13 protein-coding genes and 4 tRNA genes are annotated in these 15613 nt (G+C 69.5%); 7 read left to right on the top strand and 10 right to left on the bottom strand.

Going from position 1 to position 15613, the window contains the following annotated elements:
- Positions 1-568 precede the first annotated feature (568 nt).
- From AB0D12_RS20655 to AB0D12_RS20635, 5 genes are all read right to left on the bottom strand, one after another.
- Complete coding sequence (locus AB0D12_RS20655; protein ID WP_362684553.1) at positions 569-2782, bottom strand: DEAD/DEAH box helicase; 2214 nt, start codon at positions 2780-2782, stop codon at positions 569-571.
- A gap of 205 nt (positions 2783-2987) precedes the next feature.
- On the bottom strand, positions 2988-3587 hold the full coding sequence (locus AB0D12_RS20650) for a hypothetical protein (RefSeq protein ID WP_362684550.1): 600 nt from the start codon (positions 3585-3587) through the stop codon (positions 2988-2990).
- 54 nt (positions 3588-3641) lie between these two features.
- Positions 3642-4004, bottom strand: coding sequence for a fluoride efflux transporter CrcB (gene crcB, locus AB0D12_RS20645; protein WP_362684693.1), 363 nt, complete (start codon positions 4002-4004; stop codon positions 3642-3644).
- On the bottom strand, positions 4001-4543 hold the full coding sequence (locus tag AB0D12_RS20640) for a CrcB family protein (RefSeq protein ID WP_362684547.1): 543 nt from the start codon (positions 4541-4543) through the stop codon (positions 4001-4003). Before AB0D12_RS20640 ends, crcB begins: the two co-directional genes overlap by 4 nt.
- Positions 4540-4890 (bottom strand): metallopeptidase family protein, encoded by a 351-nt coding sequence (locus AB0D12_RS20635; RefSeq protein WP_327324599.1) that lies wholly within the window; start codon positions 4888-4890, stop codon positions 4540-4542. The genes AB0D12_RS20640 and AB0D12_RS20635 overlap by 4 nt, the downstream gene beginning before the upstream one ends.
- A gap of 74 nt (positions 4891-4964) precedes the next feature.
- On the opposite strand from AB0D12_RS20635, the gene AB0D12_RS20630 reads away from it, so the two are divergent.
- From AB0D12_RS20630 to AB0D12_RS20615, 4 genes are all read left to right on the top strand, one after another.
- Positions 4965-6602 carry a metallophosphoesterase gene (locus AB0D12_RS20630; protein WP_362684544.1) on the top strand — a complete coding sequence of 546 codons (1638 nt, stop codon included), beginning with the start codon at positions 4965-4967 and terminating at the stop codon, positions 6600-6602.
- Between the two features lie 64 nt (positions 6603-6666).
- Positions 6667-6739, top strand: a tRNA-Glu gene (locus tag AB0D12_RS20625).
- A 39-nt stretch (positions 6740-6778) separates the two neighbouring features.
- A tRNA-Asp gene (locus AB0D12_RS20620) sits at positions 6779-6853 on the top strand.
- 22 nt (positions 6854-6875) lie between these two features.
- Positions 6876-6949 (top strand) — tRNA-Phe (locus AB0D12_RS20615).
- Positions 6950-7062: 113 nt separating this feature from the next.
- On the opposite strand, the gene AB0D12_RS20610 is transcribed toward AB0D12_RS20615, so the two are convergent.
- The 3 genes from AB0D12_RS20610 to AB0D12_RS20600 form a co-directional block, all read right to left on the bottom strand.
- Entirely contained in the window at positions 7063-7884 is an 822-nt protein-coding gene (locus AB0D12_RS20610; protein ID WP_362684541.1) for a cytochrome c biogenesis CcdA family protein, read from the bottom strand.
- Entirely contained in the window at positions 7881-8612 is a 732-nt protein-coding gene (locus AB0D12_RS20605; RefSeq protein ID WP_362684538.1) for a DsbA family protein, read from the bottom strand. The genes AB0D12_RS20610 and AB0D12_RS20605 overlap by 4 nt, the downstream gene beginning before the upstream one ends.
- A 77-nt stretch (positions 8613-8689) precedes the next feature.
- The gene (locus AB0D12_RS20600; protein ID WP_362684535.1) at positions 8690-9070 is read right to left on the bottom strand and encodes a hypothetical protein; all 381 of its coding nucleotides are present in this window, start codon (positions 9068-9070) and stop codon (positions 8690-8692) included.
- A gap of 145 nt (positions 9071-9215) precedes the next feature.
- Between AB0D12_RS20600 and hrpA the strand changes: the two genes are divergently transcribed.
- The 3 genes from hrpA to AB0D12_RS20585 all read left to right on the top strand — a co-directional run bounded on the left by hrpA (position 9216) and on the right by AB0D12_RS20585 (position 13660).
- Complete coding sequence (gene hrpA, locus AB0D12_RS20595; RefSeq protein WP_362684532.1) at positions 9216-13139, top strand: ATP-dependent RNA helicase HrpA; 3924 nt, start codon at positions 9216-9218, stop codon at positions 13137-13139.
- A gap of 94 nt (positions 13140-13233) precedes the next feature.
- Positions 13234-13308 (top strand) — tRNA-Asp (locus AB0D12_RS20590).
- Positions 13309-13453: 145 nt separating this feature from the next.
- Positions 13454-13660 carry a DUF6274 family protein gene (locus tag AB0D12_RS20585; RefSeq protein ID WP_362684529.1) on the top strand — a complete coding sequence of 69 codons (207 nt, stop codon included), beginning with the start codon at positions 13454-13456 and terminating at the stop codon, positions 13658-13660.
- Positions 13661-14025: 365 nt separating this feature from the next.
- Here the strand turns inward: AB0D12_RS20585 and bldC are convergent, their stop codons facing one another.
- Positions 14026-14232, bottom strand: a complete 207-nt coding sequence (gene bldC / locus AB0D12_RS20580; protein WP_003949541.1) for a developmental transcriptional regulator BldC — start codon at positions 14230-14232, stop codon at positions 14026-14028.
- A gap of 475 nt (positions 14233-14707) precedes the next feature.
- Complete coding sequence (locus tag AB0D12_RS20575) at positions 14708-15547, bottom strand: hypothetical protein (protein WP_362684526.1); 840 nt, start codon at positions 15545-15547, stop codon at positions 14708-14710.
- Between the last annotated feature and the right edge of the window lie 66 nt (positions 15548-15613).

Genomic DNA, 15613 nt, shown 5'->3' with positions numbered 1-15613 from the left:
AGCGCATGACGCTTCAAGAAGGTCCCTCCCCAGGAGCCTGAAACGGCAGGGGAAAGACACGGCGGCTCACGGCCTTTGAAATATCAGGCCGGACTCCCCTTGCCGTGCCCCCCACCACAAGTGGACGGATCGTAACAGCCGCCTCACAGGCAACGGAAGGTAAATTCGAACCCGTTCAAAGAGCGGGGACCCACCCAGTGCCAGGACGACACCGAGCAGGCCCCTTTCGAACCAGCCACGCTGCTGGAAGAGCCCCTTGTAGCCCTGCCGGCCGGTCCCGAACGAGCTGAGCGTCAGCAGGTCCCCGAGACCGTCGGGGCGGCCCTGGTCGCTGAAGTAGTCGCGGTGGACGGCCGCGCCGTCCCCCAGCCAGCCGGTGCCCGAGGCGAGGGCCGCGGCACTGCCGGCGCCGACCGGGACCGCGGTCAGGGACCAGCTGAACCGGCCGTTGACGCCCGACCCCCCAGCCGTCGCCCGTCACCCGCACAAGTGCGCGGAGCATAGCAATGGGCCCGGACAGCACCGTTCTCACGGTGCTGTCCGGGCCCATCAGGCGCGGAGCCGGGGATCAGCCGTTGCGCTTCCAGCGCGGCTTGTCGTCACGGCGCCCGAAGGAGCCGGTGTTCGTGCCGGTGCTGCCACCACGGTGGTCGTCACGACGGACGTGCGGGCGGTCGCTGCTGCCACTGGAGCGGAAGCCGCCCGCGGGACGGTCGTCGCGGCGGTCGCGGTTGAACGGGCGGTCGCTGCCACGGTGGCCGCCGGTGGGGCGGTCGTCGCGGCGGAAGCCACCGCGCTCGTTGTCACGGTTGAAGCCACCGCGCTCGTTGTCACGACGGTCATCCCGGCGGAAGCCGCCCGACGGACGGTCGTCGCGGCGGAAGCCACCGGACGGACGGTCGTTGTCCCGACGGAAGCCGCCCGCGGGACGGTCGTCACGGCGCTCGAACGAACGGCCACCACGGTCGTCACGGCTGTCGTCGCGGCGGAAACCACCGGACGGACGGTCGTTGTCCCGACGGAAGCCACCACGGTCGTCACGGCGCTCGAACGAACGGCCGCCACGGTCGTCACGACGGTCGTCGCGACGGAAACCACCGGACGGACGGTCGTTGTCCCGGCGGTCGTCGCGGCGGAAGCCACCACGGTCGCCGCCACGACGGTCGAAGTTGCCCCGGTCGTCACGACGCTCAACCTGCTCCGGCACAGCCGCCGCAGCAACCGCCGCCTCGACCTCGGCCTCGGCGGCCTCGGTCACCTCGGCAACCGCCGTCTCCGGGTCGTCGCCCCGCTCACGCGCCGCGCGCGCCACCAGGCGGTCGGCCTCCTCACGGAGTTCGGACGCACGGCGCTGGACGCGCTCCAGCTGCTTGGTCAGGTCGACGACCTCGCGCTCCGCCTGCTTGGCGGCGTTGTTCGCGGAGTCGGCCTGGACCTCGGTCAGCGAACGGGCGCCGGTGATCTCGGCGACCTCCGGGTCGAACGCGCCCGCTCCGGCCACGATGTGGCGCGAGGCGTCGACGCCCGCGTCCTCCATCAGACGGAAGATCTGGCGGCGCTGGTGCGGCAGCGACAGCGAGACGACCGTGCCGGACTTGCCGGCGCGGGCGGTACGGCCCGAGCGGTGCAGGTAGTCCTTGTGGTCGCCGGCCGGGTCCACGTTCAGGACCAGGTCGATGCCGTCGACGTGGATACCGCGGGCGGCGACGTCGGTCGCGACAAGCGCGTTGACGTAGCCCTTCTTGAAGTCCTCGAGGACGCGGGTACGCGCGCCCTGTGTCATGCCGCCGTGCAGCGCGTCCGCCTTCACGCCCGACTCGACGAGCTGCTCGGCGATACGGTCGGCACCCAGCTGGGTGCGTACGAAGATGATGGTGCGGCCCTTGCGGGCGGCGATCGCCGCGGTGACCGGCGCCTTGTCCTTCGGCTTCACGACGAGCACGTGGTGCGTCATGGTCGTGACGTTGCCCTGGGCGCTGTCGACCTCGTGGCTGACCGGGTTGACGAGGTAGCGGCGGACGAGCGTGCCGATCTCGTTCTCCATGGTGGCGGAGAAGAGCATCCGCTGGCCGCCGGCCGGGATCTGGTCGAACAGCTCGGTGACCTCGGGCAGGAAGCCCAGGTCGGACATCTGGTCGGCCTCGTCGAGGACGGCGACCTGGACGTTCTCGAGCGAGCAGGCGCCACGGTTGATGATGTCGCGCAGTCGGCCCGGGGTGGCGACGAGGACATCGACGCCGCGCTCGAGCGCGTAGATCTGGTTGCCCATCGACGTACCGCCGCAGACGACCTTCATCTTCAGGCCGAGTACGTCGCCGTACGGCTGCAGGGCGTCCGCGACCTGCATCGCGAGCTCACGGGTCGGGGTGAGGATGACCGCGCGGGGCTTCTTCTTCTCGGTGTGGCCGCCGGCCAGCGTGGCCAGGGTCGGCAGACCGAAGGAGAGGGTCTTGCCGGAGCCGGTACGGCCGCGGCCCAGGATGTCCTTGCCGGCCAGGGCGTCCGGGATGGTCGCGGCCTGGATCGGGAAGGGGGTGGTGACGCCGTTCTGCGCGAGCTTGCGGACGACACCCTCGGGCAGTCCAAGGTCGGCGAACGTGGCCTGCGGCTCCTCGGAAGCCTCGACCGTCTCCGAGACGACCTCGAGCTCGGCCTCGAGCTCAGCCTCGATGTCGGCCTCGAGCTCGGCCTGAATCTCGGTGTCGACGGCGGCGGCCACTACGGCCTTCGCGGTCTCGTCGTTCTCGGGCATGACGGCGTGATCAGTACTGAAAGTGGACATGCGAAATGCGAAACCTTCCGGAGTCTCGGCACGCGCCCAAACTCCGTGATTCGCAATTCGACCGCCTCAATGCGGTCAGCCACGGCTAGGGAGAGTACGCGCCACGCGGCGCTCTTCTGTGTCGGCGCCGGGCAATGGGATCAAACGATCTACCACCATACGCACCCTCACCCACGTATGGCAAACCCGACCCGAGTGACCCCCGTTACGCAGGTCCGACCTGCGGCGATGCCGTCGGTTCCATGCACTGCCCGTCCGCCATGCTCCCCTGCCCGCCCGCCATCCTCATCGCCTCGGCGTGCACCTCTGGCGCGGACGAGGCCGACGGGGCGTCGGTCGGCTCGGACGGCTGCGGCGTGGGGCTCTCCGGCGGCAGTTCCGACGGGGTCGGCTGCGGCGGCGGCTGCTCGGTCGGGACCGGTCCGCCGCCGGTCGGCCCGGGATCCCGCGGCGGCTGGGGCCGCTGCCCGCTCCGCGGCGGCTGAGCCTTGGGCGGCGCGGAGGCGTTCGGACTCGCCGAGGCCTTCGCCCCCGCCCCGGCCTTCGCGTCCGACACGCCGCGCCCACCGCCGGTCTGTCGACCACCGCCCGACACGCCATGCCCGCCGTCCGGTTCGCCCACCGTCCCACGCCGACCGGTCGACGAATGGGGCGCCGGCTTCCCGCCTTCGTCGTCGCTCACGCTCATACAGCCCGCCGAGGCCGCGACAGCCAGCGAGGCGGCGGCCCAGACAGCCAACCGGCCGGGGAAGGAAGAGGGGACGGACGACTGGCGCACGGGGAGCACCTCCGGGGCACGGGACATGCGTTTCCCTGCCCAACTCCCTGTACCCCACAAGGGACACGCCCCGGACGCCCCTTACGCCACCAGCCCGCGCGCCAACTCCACGCCCAGGAACACCGATCCGAGCCCGACCAGCAGTGACGCGGCCACATTCGCCACCGCCAGAAACATCCAGCCCCGCTCGGCCAGCCGCAGCGTCTCGTACGAAAAGGTCGAGTACGTCGTCAGTGCGCCGCACAGCCCCGTCCCCAGCAGCGCGTAAGCCCCCGAGGACACCGCTGCCCCCGAGAGCGCCCCCAGCACCAGACTCCCGGCCGCGTTGACCACGAAAGTCCCCCACGGGAACACCGAGTCGTGCCGCGCCTGCACCGCACGGTCCGTCAGATACCGCAGCGGCGCGCCGATCGCCGCGCCCACCGCCACCAGCAGCCAGTTCACCGCGTGACCGCCCGCCGGGTCACTGCCCACCGGGCGACCGAGGCCGCCAGCCACACCGCGCCGAGCGCCCCGGCCAGAGTCCCGGACGCGTACCCCAGTGCGGTGTCCGCCTCCTCGCGAGCCAGCAGGTCCGAGAAGTCCAGTGCGTACGTCGAGAAGGTCGTGAACCCGCCGAGCACCCCCACCCCGAGGAACGGCCGCACCAACGGATGCGCCGTCCGGCCGCCCTCGCTGACCAGCACCATCAGCACTCCGATCAGCGCGCAGCCCAGCACATTGACCCAGAAGATCGCCCATGGGAACGACCCCTCGGCGGCGGGCCACAGCACCGTGGCCGCGTACCGCGCCAGCGTCCCTGCCACGCCGCCGGCCGAGATCGCGGCGAGCACCGACCACTTGTGCCTGCCCGCGGTCTCCGCGCGCTGGGCCGGCACATGCAGATCGACATCCGGATCGATCGCCTCCGCGGCGTCCGGAACTTCCGGGAGATCCGGGGTCTCCGGGACCTCCGGGACCTCAGGAAGACCGGGCGGACTCATCCGTACCCCAGCGCGTGCAGCCGCTCGTCGTCGATCCCGAAGTGATGGGCGATCTCGTGCACCACGGTGATCTCGGTCTCCGCGACGACGTCCTCGCGGTCCTCGCACATCCGCAGCGTCGGCCCGCGGTAGATGGTGATCCGGTCCGGCAGCACGCCCGCGTACCACTCACCGCGATCGGTGAGCGGAGTCCCCTCGTAGAGCCCGAGCAGCTCCGGATCGTCGGCGGCCGGTTCGTCCTCGACGAACACCGCGACGTTGTCCATCAGCCGCGTCAGCTCCGGCGGGATCCTGTCCAGCGCCTCAGCGACCAGTTCCTCGAACTCCTCGCGCGTCATCTCCAGCACGTGGCCATTGTCACGTACGCCGTGCGACCGGTCGCCCCGGCATGGCTGCCCGTCGGGGTGGGCATACGGGACCAATGGCCCGCGAAGCCCCGGAACCGACCCGTTCGATCCGAGCCGCACTCAACCGGCTCCGGCGGCACTACCGCTCGCGCCACACCGGCCCCACCAGCGCCCTGCTCCACACCCCGCACCCCTGGGTCCGCGCACTGGGCCTCACCGCCGTGGTCCTGCTCGGCGCCTGGCTCGGCCTGCTGATCGTCGGCAGCGTCCGTACGCCGGTGGGCCCGATGGACACCAGCATGACGCTGCGCCCGTCCCTGTCCGGCGGCACAAAGATCAACGTCTCGCCGCTCGGCGCCCTGGAGCTCGACTCCCATGTCGCACCCATCCGTCTCGACGTCGACGTCGAACAGCTCGACCCGGTCCGTTCCCAGGCCCTGGTCGAACACCCCGAACGAATCTCCGGACTCCAGGACGAGGTCGCCCGCGACGTGGCGGACGGCACCACCGAGCTGGCCGTACGCTCCTGCGTCGCCGTCGTCTCCGGCGCGACCGCACTGGGACTCGCCGTCTACCGCCGCCCGCGCCGGGCACTCGCGGCGGGCGGCCTGGCGCTCGCGCTGCTGGCAGCCTCCGGCATCTCCGCGTACGCCACCTGGAACCCGAAGTCCGTCCTTGAGCCGAGGTTCTCCGGACTGCTGTCCAGCGCCCCCTCGGTCGTCGGCAACGCCCGCTCCATCGTCAGCGAATTCGACGTCTACCAGCGGGAGTTGGCGCGCCTGGTCACCAATGTCACCAAGCTGTACGACGCGACATCGACGCTCCCGACGTACCAGCCGGACCCTGGCACGATGCGGGTGCTGCACGTCTCCGACATCCATCTCAACCCGGCGGCGTGGCACATCATCGGCTCGCTCGTCGAGCAGTACGGAATCGACGTGATCATCGACTCCGGCGACACGATGGACCACGGCACCGCCGCCGAGAACGGGTTCCTCGACCCGATTCCCGACCTCGGGGCGCCGTACGTCTGGGTCCGCGGCAACCATGACTCCCGCATCACCCAGGCCTATCTCGCCCGCCTCAAGAACGTGCACGTCCTCGACGACGGCAAGGCCGTCACCCTCGCCGGCCTGCGCATCGCGGGCAGCGGCGACCCCCAGTTCACCCCCGACCGCTCGATCGTCGCCCAGGGCGATCCGGCCGAACGCATGACGGGCATCCGCCTCGCCTCGGCCCTGCGCGACCAGCAGCGCGCAGGCACCCCGGTCGACATCGCGGTCACCCACAACCCGGTGGCCGCGCGGGAGACCGACGGCGAGGTCCCGCTGGCGCTGGCGGGCCATGTCCACCACCGCGAGACGGAGGTACTCCCACACGGCACCCGCCTCAAGGTCGAGGGCTCGACGGGCGGCGGGGGCCTGCGCGCGGTGCAGAACGACAAACCGGAGAAGGTGCGCGCGTCGGTGCTCTATCTGGACCGTACGACCAAACGGCTGCAGGCATGGGACGAGATCACACTGGGGGGTCTGGGCCTGACGACGGCCGAGGTCAGCCGCCATCTCCCGGGGGAGAACCAGCCCGGGGCCACCCCGTCCCCGAGCAGCCCCTCCACCAGCCCCTCCACCACTCCCTCCGCGCCCCCCTCCCGCTCCCCGACGGCGTTGTCCTGGGGGCGCCCCGCGGACCCCCGTAAACCGTTTTGGCGATAGCTCCCCGCATCCCATATGCTTCTCACGTCCCCGACGCGCCGAAAGGCGCCCAGGTGGGCCCTTAGCCCTCATCGTCTAGTGGCCCAGGACGCCGCCCTTTCAAGGCGGTAGCACGGGTTCGAATCCCGTTGGGGGCACGCAATACCGTGTGCGAGACTCGTGCTCGCACACTGCTTGGTCCTGTGGAGCAGCTTGGAGTGCTCGCCACCCTGTCAAGGTGGAGGCCGCGGGTTCAAATCCCGTCAGGACCGCTGCAGCTCGCAAGCGCTGCGTGGCTGGGTAGCTCAGTTGGTACGAGCGATCGCCTGAAAAGCGATAGGTCGCCGGTTCGATCCCGGCCCCAGCCACAACCCGAAAGCCCCGATCCTTCCCGGACCGGGGCTTTCGTCGTGTTCCGGAGCGGCGCGGTCCCGAAGGGCCCCGCCCGTCGGCGGGGCCCTTCGGCTTCTACGCCTCTTCCTTACGCCTCTTCCCGGCGGCGCCGGCCGCGGACGCCGAGGGTGATCGACACCGCCACCACCACGATCAGCAGTGCCCAGTCCGGGACCGCCTCGCCGAGGCCGCTCGCCCATTCCTCCACCGCGAACGAGTCGTCGACCGACAGCAGCCCGGGCAGCGCCGTCGTGCCGTCGAAGGCGAGGAAGACCACCCCGAGCACGATGAAGAACAGGCCCGACAGCAGCGAGGTCGTATGCAGTTCGAAGCGGCCCACGCGCATCGAACGGCCGCGCAGCCAGGGGCGTTTGCCCAGGTCGAACCGTTCCCACAGGAGCGCGAGCAGGAAGAGCGGGACAGCCATGCCCAGTGCGTAGACCGCGAGGAGCAGCCCGCCGTAGACGGGGCTGCCGCTCAGTGCCGCCACCGTCAGGACGCTGCCGAGGATCGGGCCCGCACAGAAGCCCGCAAGGCCGTAGACCAGACCCAGGGCGTAGACGGAGACCACGGTCGTCGGGCGGATGCGGCCGGAGATCTCGGCCATCCGGCGCGAGGCGAAGCCCATCCCGAGGATCTGGGCCACCCCGAGCGCGATGATCAGCCAGCCGCCGACGGAGACGAGCAGATCGCGGTGGCCGTAGAAGAGTCGCCCGGCGAGGGACCCGGCGGCGCCCAGCGGGGCGAGCGTCGTCGCCAGTCCCGCGTAGAAGATTCCGGTACGGGCCAGCAGCTTGCCGCCCGAGTCGAGGGAGTACGCGAAGAACGCCGGGAGCAGTAGCGCGCTGCACGGGCTGATCAGCGCGAGGAGACCGCCGAGGAAGGCGGCCAGATAGCCGATGTCCGTCACTTGGCGGCCTGCTTCGCCGCCTCGATGGCCTCGGTGAAGGTCGCCGTCGACTGGGCCCCGGCGATGGGACGGCCGTTGATCAGGAACGATGGGGTGGAAGTGGCGCCGAGTCCGTACGCCTCCTCCTGGTCCTTCTTCACCGCCTGCCCCGCACCTTCCCCGTCCAGGTCGCGCGCGAAGCGGTCGAGGTCCTTGACCCCGGCGTCCCGCGCGAGCGCGACCAGCCGGTCCTTGGCGAAGCCCTTCTCCTTCGAGCCCTCGGCGTACGCGGCGGCGTGGAACTGCCAGAAGCGGCCCTGCTGCCCGGCCGCCCAGGCCGCACGCGCCGCCGCCTCCGAGTCCTCGCCGAAGATCGGGAAGTTGCGCCACTCGATGCGCAGGACGCCCTTGTCCACGTACTTCTTCACCAGCGCGGGCTCGGTGTCACGGGCGAACTTCCCGCAGTAGCCGCACTTGAAGTCGGCGTACTCGATCATGACGACGGGCGCATCCGCGCGGCCCCGGGCGAGCGGGTCCCTGGCGTCGCGGCGGGCGAATTTCGCCGGCTCGGAGTAGGCGCCGGCGCCCGGTTCGTCGGAGACCGTGGCGGCTGCGGCGGAGCCCGAAGGCGACTCGGGCCTGGTGGCGGTGTACGAGGCGATGCCGAGCAGCACCGCGGCGACGACGACACCGGCACCGATGGCGATCGGCTTACGGGAAGAGCGAGAGGAACGGGAAGCGGAAGACATGGCGGTTCGGTACTCCTGAGCGAAAGGCGAAAACGGCACGAGCGCGGCCACGCCGAAGCGCGGCCCGTCGGGCGGGCCTAAACGCGCAGGATGGAGAGGTCGACCGGTGAGGGCGGGGCCGGCGCCGGCGGCCCGCGTTCCGGGCTGATGTCCAGGGCCGTACCGTCCTGGCACCAGGAGCCGGAGCCGTCGTGGGCGTGCTGCAGTGCGGGCAGCAGCTCGTACGAGGAAGAACCGCGCGGCGGGGTCGAGGGCCGCGCGCCCCTGCCGTCGTCCGGCACTCCCTTGCCGCAGCCGGGCGCCTGGCCCTGGTCGGCGACGACGACGCCCACCGCCCGGCCCTCGGCCGGCTCGGCGCTCACATGTGCCGTCGAACACAGCAGCAGCGCGAAAAGCAGTCCCAGCAGCGCGGTCACGGTCGCCGGAAGACGGCGCCGGCACTCGCGGCTGAGCGGCATGGACGCGCTTCCCCTTGCTTGGGATCTGCTTCGGATCCGCTTCGGATCTCGCTGCAGAACTGGACGGATCTGCTCCATACTGCACCAGCTCCTGAGCGAAATGCGTTCGCCAGTGCTTTCCCGGGGGTGCGATCCTGGGATCCGTATGTCTACTTCCTTCGCCGACCTTCAGACCCTCCTGGCCGGGGTGTCGCTGCGCGACGCCCAGCGGCTCGGCCGTCGTCTCGAAGGCGCCCGCCGCATCCGCAAGCCCGAGGCGCGGCAGGCCGTGCTGAACGAGATCGCCTCCGAGGCCGAGCGCTCCGCTGCCCGCGTCACGCGGCGCGCCGACCGGGTGCCCGAGGTCACCTACCCCGAGCAGCTGCCGGTCAGCCAGAAGAAGGACGTGATCCTCGAGGCGATACGGGACCACCAGGTCGTGATCGTCGCGGGCGAGACCGGTTCGGGCAAGACGACCCAGATCCCGAAGATCTGTCTGGAGCTGGGCCGGGGCGTACGCGGCATGATCGGCCATACGCAGCCGCGCAGGCTCGCCGCCCGTACCGTGGCCGAACGCATCGCGGAAGAGCTCAGTACCCCGCTCGGCGAGGCGGTCGGCTGGAAGGTCCGCTTCACCGACCAGGTCAACCACGACGCCACCTTCGTCAAGCTGATGACGGACGGCATCCTCCTCGCCGAGATCCAGACGGACCGCGAACTGAGCGCGTACGACACGATCATCATCGACGAGGCCCACGAGCGGTCCCTCAACATCGACTTCCTGCTCGGCTATCTCGCCCAGCTGCTGCCGAAGCGCCCCGACCTCAAGGTGATCATCACCTCCGCGACGATCGATCCGGAGCGCTTCTCGCGCCACTTCGGCGACGCACCGATCGTCGAGGTCAGCGGCCGTACCTACCCCGTCGAGGTCCGCTACCGACCGCTCCTCGAGGACGAAAGCGAGGAGTCCGACCGCGACCAGATCACCGCGATCTGCGACGCCGTCGAGGAGCTCCAGTCCGAGGGCAAGGGCGACATCCTCGTCTTCCTCTCCGGCGAGCGCGAGATCCGCGACACCGCGGACGCGCTCAACAAGAAGCAGTACCGCTTCACGGAGGTACTCCCCCTCTACGCACGCCTCTCGCATGCCGAGCAGCACCGTGTCTTCCAGCCGCACACCGGCCGCCGCGTCGTCCTCGCCACGAATGTCGCGGAGACCTCGCTGACCGTCCCCGGCATCAAGTACGTGATCGACCCGGGCACCGCCCGTATCTCCCGCTACAGCCATCGCACCAAGGTCCAGCGCCTGCCCATCGAGCGGATCAGCCAGGCCAGCGCCAACCAGCGCAAGGGCCGCTGCGGCCGTACGTCCGACGGCATCTGCATCCGTCTCTACTCCGAGGACGACTTCGTCTCCCGTCCCGAGTTCACGGACGCCGAGATCCTTCGGACGAACCTGGCCTCCGTCATCCTCCAGATGACCGCGGCCGGCCTCGGCGACATCGAGAAGTTCCCCTTCATCGACCCGCCGGACCACCGCAACATCCGCGACGGTGTCCAACTCCTGCAGGAACTGGGCGCGTTCGACCCGGTCCAGAAGGATCCGAAGAAGAAGCTGACGCCGCTCGGCCGCAAGCTGAGCCAGCTGCCCGTCGACCCGCGACTGGCCCGCATGGTCATCGAGGCCGACAAGAACGGCTGCGTCCGCGAGGTCATGGTGATCGCGGCCGCGCTCTCCATCCAGGACCCGCGCGAGCGGCCCGCCGACAAGCAGACGCAGGCCGACCAGCAGCACGCCCGCTTCAAGGACGAGACCTCCGACTTCCTCGCCTTCCTCAATCTCTGGCGCTACGTCCGCGAGCAGCAGAAGGAGCGCGGCTCCTCCAGCTTCCGCCGGATGTGCAAGCAGGAGTATCTGAACTTCCTGCGCATCCGCGAGTGGCAGGACATCTACGCGCAGCTGCGTACAGTCGCCAAGCAGATGGGCATCCATCTCAACGAAGAGGACGCTCCCGAGCAGTCCGTCCACACCTCACTGCTGGCCGGTCTGCTCTCGCACATCGGCCTCAAGGACACCGACAAGAACGAGTATCTGGGCGCCCGCAGCGCCAAGTTCGCGGTCTTCCCCGGCTCGGCGCTCTTCAAGAAGCCTCCGCGCTTCATCATGTCGGCGGAGCTCGTCGAGACCTCCCGGCTGTGGGCCCGCGTCAACGCCAGGGTCGAGCCGGAGTGGATCGAGCCGCTCGCCCAGCATCTGATCAAGCGCACCTACAGCGAGCCGCACTGGGAGAAGGACGCTGCGGCGGTGATGGCGTACGAGAGGGTCACGCTGTACGGCGTGCCGATCGTCGCGCAGCGCAAGGTGAACTACGGGCGGATCGATCCGGAGACGTCCCGCGATCTGTTCATCCGCAACGCACTGGTCGAGGGCGATTGGCGTACGCACCACAAGTTCTTCGCCGACAACCGCAAACTACTCACCGAGGTCGAGGAGTTGGAGCACCGCGCACGCCGCCGCGACATCCTGGTGGACGACGAGACGCTCTTCGACTTCTACGACCAGCGGGTGCCCGAACATGTCGTGTCGGGAGCGCACTTCGACTCCTGGTGGAAGGACAAGCGCCGGGACGAGCCCGAACTTCTCGATTTCGAGCGCGAGATGCTCATCAACGAGAAGGCCGGGTCGGTCACCAAGGACGACTATCCGGACTCCTGGCGCCAGGGTGCGCTGAAATTCCGGGTGACGTACCAGTTCGAGCCGGGCGCGGACGCGGACGGCGTGACCGTCCACATCCCTCTCCAGGTGCTGAACCAGGTCACCTCCGAGGGCTTCGACTGGCAGATCCCGGGCCTGCGCGAGGACGTGGTGATGGAGCTGATCCGCTCCCTCCCCAAGCCGATCCGTCGGCACTACGTCCCGGCGCCGAACTACGCAAGGGCGTTTCTGGAGCGGGCCGTGCCCCTGCAGGAGCCGCTGCCCACCACGCTCGCGCGTGAGCTGCAGCGCATGGTCGGCGTCCCGGTCACGGCCGACGACTTCGACCTGACCCGGATTCCCGATCACCTGAAGATCACGTTCCGGATCGTCGACGAGCGCCGCAAGAAGCTCGCCGAGAACAAGGATCTGGAGGCGCTGAAGCTCCAGCTGAAGCCGAAGGCGCGCCAGGCCCTCTCCAAGGCCGCGGCGGCCGCCACGTCCGGCCCCTCGGGGGAGTCCCTGGAGCGCACGGGTCTGACCGACTGGACGATCGGCACGCTGACCCGAGTCTTCGAGACCCGCAGGGCCGGCCAGCCGGTCAAGGCCTACCCGGCCCTGGTCGACGACGGTGCGAACGTCTCCGTACGCCTCTTCGACACCGAGGCCGAGCAGCAGCAGGCGATGTGGCGGGGCACGCGGCGGCTGATCCTGCTCAACATTCCGGTGAACCCTGCCAAGTTCGCCTCGGACAAGCTCAACAACCAGCAGAAACTGGCGCTGTCCCGTAACCCTCACGGCTCGATCCAGGCGCTCTTCGACGACTGCGCCATGGCCGCGGCGGACAAGCTGATCGCCGACCACGGCGGTCCGGCCTGGGACGAGGAGTCGTTCCGCAAGCTGTACGACAAGGTGCGTGCCGACCTCGTCGACGCGACGGTACGAACCGTGGGCCAGGTGCAGCAGATCCTGGCCGCCTGGCAGGCCTGCGAGCGCCGTCTGAAGGCCACGAACAGCCTGACGCTCGTCAACAACGTCCAGGACGTACGAGAGCAGCTCGCGGCCCTCATGCCGGCCGGCTTCGTCACCAGGACGGGCCTGCGGCGACTGCCGGACCTGATGCGCTACCTGGTCGCGGTGGACCGCCGGCTGCAGCAGATGCCGACGGGCGTGCAGCGCGACACGACGCGCATGGAGAAGGTCCACGAGATGCAGGACGAGTACGCCTGGCTACTGGAGCAGATGCCGCAGGGCCGCCCGGTCCCGCAGGAGGTCCTGGACATCCGCTGGATGATCGAGGAGCTGCGGGTGAGCTACTTCGCGCACGCGCTGGGCACTGCGTATGCGGTCTCCGACAAGCGCATCGTCAAGGCGATCGACGCGGCGGCGCCGTGACCGGCGGGGCCGCTTGCATCGAGTTCGACCGCACCCCCTGACCTGCTGTACAGTCTCTCTCGCAGCCGACGCACAGTTAGAAGCTGCGAAACCTGGTCCTGTGGAGCAGTTTGGAGTGCTCGCCACCCTGTCAAGGTGGAGGCCGCGGGTTCAAATCCCGTCAGGACCGCAGTAGATCGAAGGCCCGTATCCCTGGGGGATGCGGGCCTTCGTCGTGCCATGCCCCCACGCTGCGTCGTACGGCCGTCTTGACGGCGTCATCTGCCACCGGTACCCAGTCATTAGAGGACGGCACACACCCGGAGGTGACGTGCATGGCGGCGTCCGCAGCGAGGCGGCACGAGACCGGAGCGCTTCTGCGCGCCCACCTGAAGGCCGCGTCCGGCTACCGGCATCTCACGCGGCACTGCCCCATATGCCATCGCCTCCAGCGGCTCGCCATGGAACTACCCATGTCCGCCCCCACGTCCGTCCCCGCACTCACCCCTACAGCCGAGGACGAAGGTCCTGCGACCGAGTGACCTACGCCTCGTTACCGCCGGTTTTTTCGGTGACAGGCGTGCCTTTGGCAAGAGTTGTGCGGTGTGACGGGTGTCACCGGGTGGGTTTTCGAAAGCGGGGAACTTACCCCCTTCTTACAAGCAACCAATTTAATATGTGCAATTGCACCACCCTCCGGACACTTCCCGGGCCGCCGGCCGCCCCACACGCAGCAGCCTCCACGGGTCGCCCCGGCCTGCCTGCGGGCACAAAAAAGATCGCGCTGGACCCGGCGGAGTCCAGCGCGATCAATGACGAAGTCTGTTGGGGCAGACGGCCGCCATGTGGCGCTATCGGTGGGCTTGCCCGGGATGGGGGTCCCGGAAATGCCCGATCAATGGGGTGTTCAGGCCTCGCTACGCTGCTGCGGAATACCCGCAAGCAGTGCGCGGACCTCTGCCTCGCGGTACCGACGATGTCCACCGAGCGTGCGGATGGACGTGAGCTTGCCAGCCTTGGCCCAGCGGGTGACCGTCTTCGGGTCCACGCGGAACATCGTGGCAACCTCAGCCGGGGTCAGCAGCGGCTCGGCATCAGGGGTGCGAGCGGTCATGAGCGGCCTCCTCGGGAGAACCGAACCATCTCGGTTCTTTCCTCTAAATTCTGCACCTTGACCCGCGTTGCCCGAAATGGCGGACGCGGGTCGAGTCGGTTATAGGACGAACGGCTTGTCCTCGGCACTACAACTACACCATCCGTCCAGCCACGTCGGCCAAACCGATGGAATTGCCCTCTGAGGTGTTCATCAGCGGCGGAAGCCGATGGACCATGCCATAACGGACAGTCACGCCACAGTGACGATCAGTCACAGGATGATCAGGAGTCGTCAGACCCCCCATAGAGTGCAATGCCGAGTATTCCGCCCTTACTTGGACGGAAGGAGCCCTCGCCGGGCTCCTTGTCCTATTTTGACACGAGGGTAGGTGATGGGCGCAAGGGGCCAGTAAGTGCCGTCCGTCACGCTTGACACAAAGGCCCGGAACGGGACCTACGTCCTGGACCGATGAGCTCAGTGGTCCCCAGAACGCTCAATTAGCGGACTGAAGGTCCCTGATGGCCCGCCAGCGCTCGACAAGACGCGCGTACGCCTCGCCCGCTCCTTCGCCGTCTCCGGCCCGCAGTGCCGCGATCCCCTCGGCCACATCCGCCGCCGAGCGATCCTCGGCGAGCTGCGGTCCGGGAAGAGCGTGCACCAGGCCGCCGTAGTCCAGCTCGACCAGGGAGCGCGGATGGAATTCCTCCAGCCACCGCCCCACATCTACCAGGCCTTCGGTCAGCTGTCCCTCGTCGATCGTCTCTCTCAGCGTCTTCAGCGCGCGGGCCACCCGCCGCCGGGCCTGCACCATCGGCGTCCGGTAGCGCAGCACCGGCGCGGCGGGCCCGGCGGGCTCGTACTCGCGCTCCTCGTCCGAGAAGAGCGCGAACCAGCGCACCGGGATCTGCCAGACCGACGTCCTGATCCACGGCCGCGCGTCCGGGTTGCGCTCGCGCCACTGCTCGTAGTCCGCGGCGGCCTGCCCGCGCACCACCGGCGGCAGCACCGCGTCGAGGAGAGGCGCCGGCAACTGCTCCGCCAGCTCCTCCAGGGCCAGCCAGCCGCGCAGCCGGGTCCGCCACGGGCAGACGCACACCACCCCGTCCACCTCCGTCACAAAGGCGTCGGCGCTCTCGTGGACGGGCACCGGGACCGGCGGCGTGGGCAGCAAGTCGGCCAGCGAGCGCCGCAGTTCGTCCTGGGCGGTGGGGGTGGTCTCCCGGCGGGCGTAGCGGGCCCAGTGGCTCCGCTCGGGCTCGGGAAAGGCCGCCAGCGGCTCGTACACCCGCAGGTAGGCCGCGTAGGGAACGAGGACCGAGGACAGCGCTGGCATGCCGCGAATCCTTCCACGCCAGTACTCCGCCAGGGGGTGATCCTCAGCACTGCGTCGGATCTACGC

It is taken from the genome of Streptomyces sp. NPDC048479, assembly GCF_040651435.1.
GTDB lineage: Bacteria > Actinomycetota > Actinomycetes > Streptomycetales > Streptomycetaceae > Streptomyces.
Note: the sequence above shows the minus strand (reverse complement) of the source record. Positions and strands in the feature narration are given on the sequence as shown.

Excerpts from the sequence above, each read along its gene's own strand:
- hrpA (WP_362684532.1), top strand. The coding sequence starts at position 9,216 with ATGTCTACTTCCTTCGCCGACCTTCAGACCCTCCTGGCCGGGGTGTCG.
- AB0D12_RS20640 (WP_362684547.1), bottom strand. The coding sequence starts at position 4,543 with ATGAGTCCGCCCGGTCTTCCTGAGGTCCCGGAGGTCCCGGAGACCCCG.
- AB0D12_RS20585 (WP_362684529.1), top strand. The coding sequence starts at position 13,454 with ATGGCGGCGTCCGCAGCGAGGCGGCACGAGACCGGAGCGCTTCTGCGC.
- AB0D12_RS20655 (WP_362684553.1), bottom strand. The coding sequence starts at position 2,782 with ATGTCCACTTTCAGTACTGATCACGCCGTCATGCCCGAGAACGACGAG.
- AB0D12_RS20605 (WP_362684538.1), bottom strand. The coding sequence starts at position 8,612 with ATGTCTTCCGCTTCCCGTTCCTCTCGCTCTTCCCGTAAGCCGATCGCC.
- AB0D12_RS20650 (WP_362684550.1), bottom strand. The coding sequence starts at position 3,587 with ATGTCCCGTGCCCCGGAGGTGCTCCCCGTGCGCCAGTCGTCCGTCCCC.
- AB0D12_RS20630 (WP_362684544.1), top strand. The coding sequence starts at position 4,965 with ATGGCCCGCGAAGCCCCGGAACCGACCCGTTCGATCCGAGCCGCACTC.
- AB0D12_RS20575 (WP_362684526.1), bottom strand. The coding sequence starts at position 15,547 with ATGCCAGCGCTGTCCTCGGTCCTCGTTCCCTACGCGGCCTACCTGCGG.
- bldC (WP_003949541.1), bottom strand. The coding sequence starts at position 14,232 with ATGACCGCTCGCACCCCTGATGCCGAGCCGCTGCTGACCCCGGCTGAG.
- AB0D12_RS20600 (WP_362684535.1), bottom strand. The coding sequence starts at position 9,070 with ATGCCGCTCAGCCGCGAGTGCCGGCGCCGTCTTCCGGCGACCGTGACC.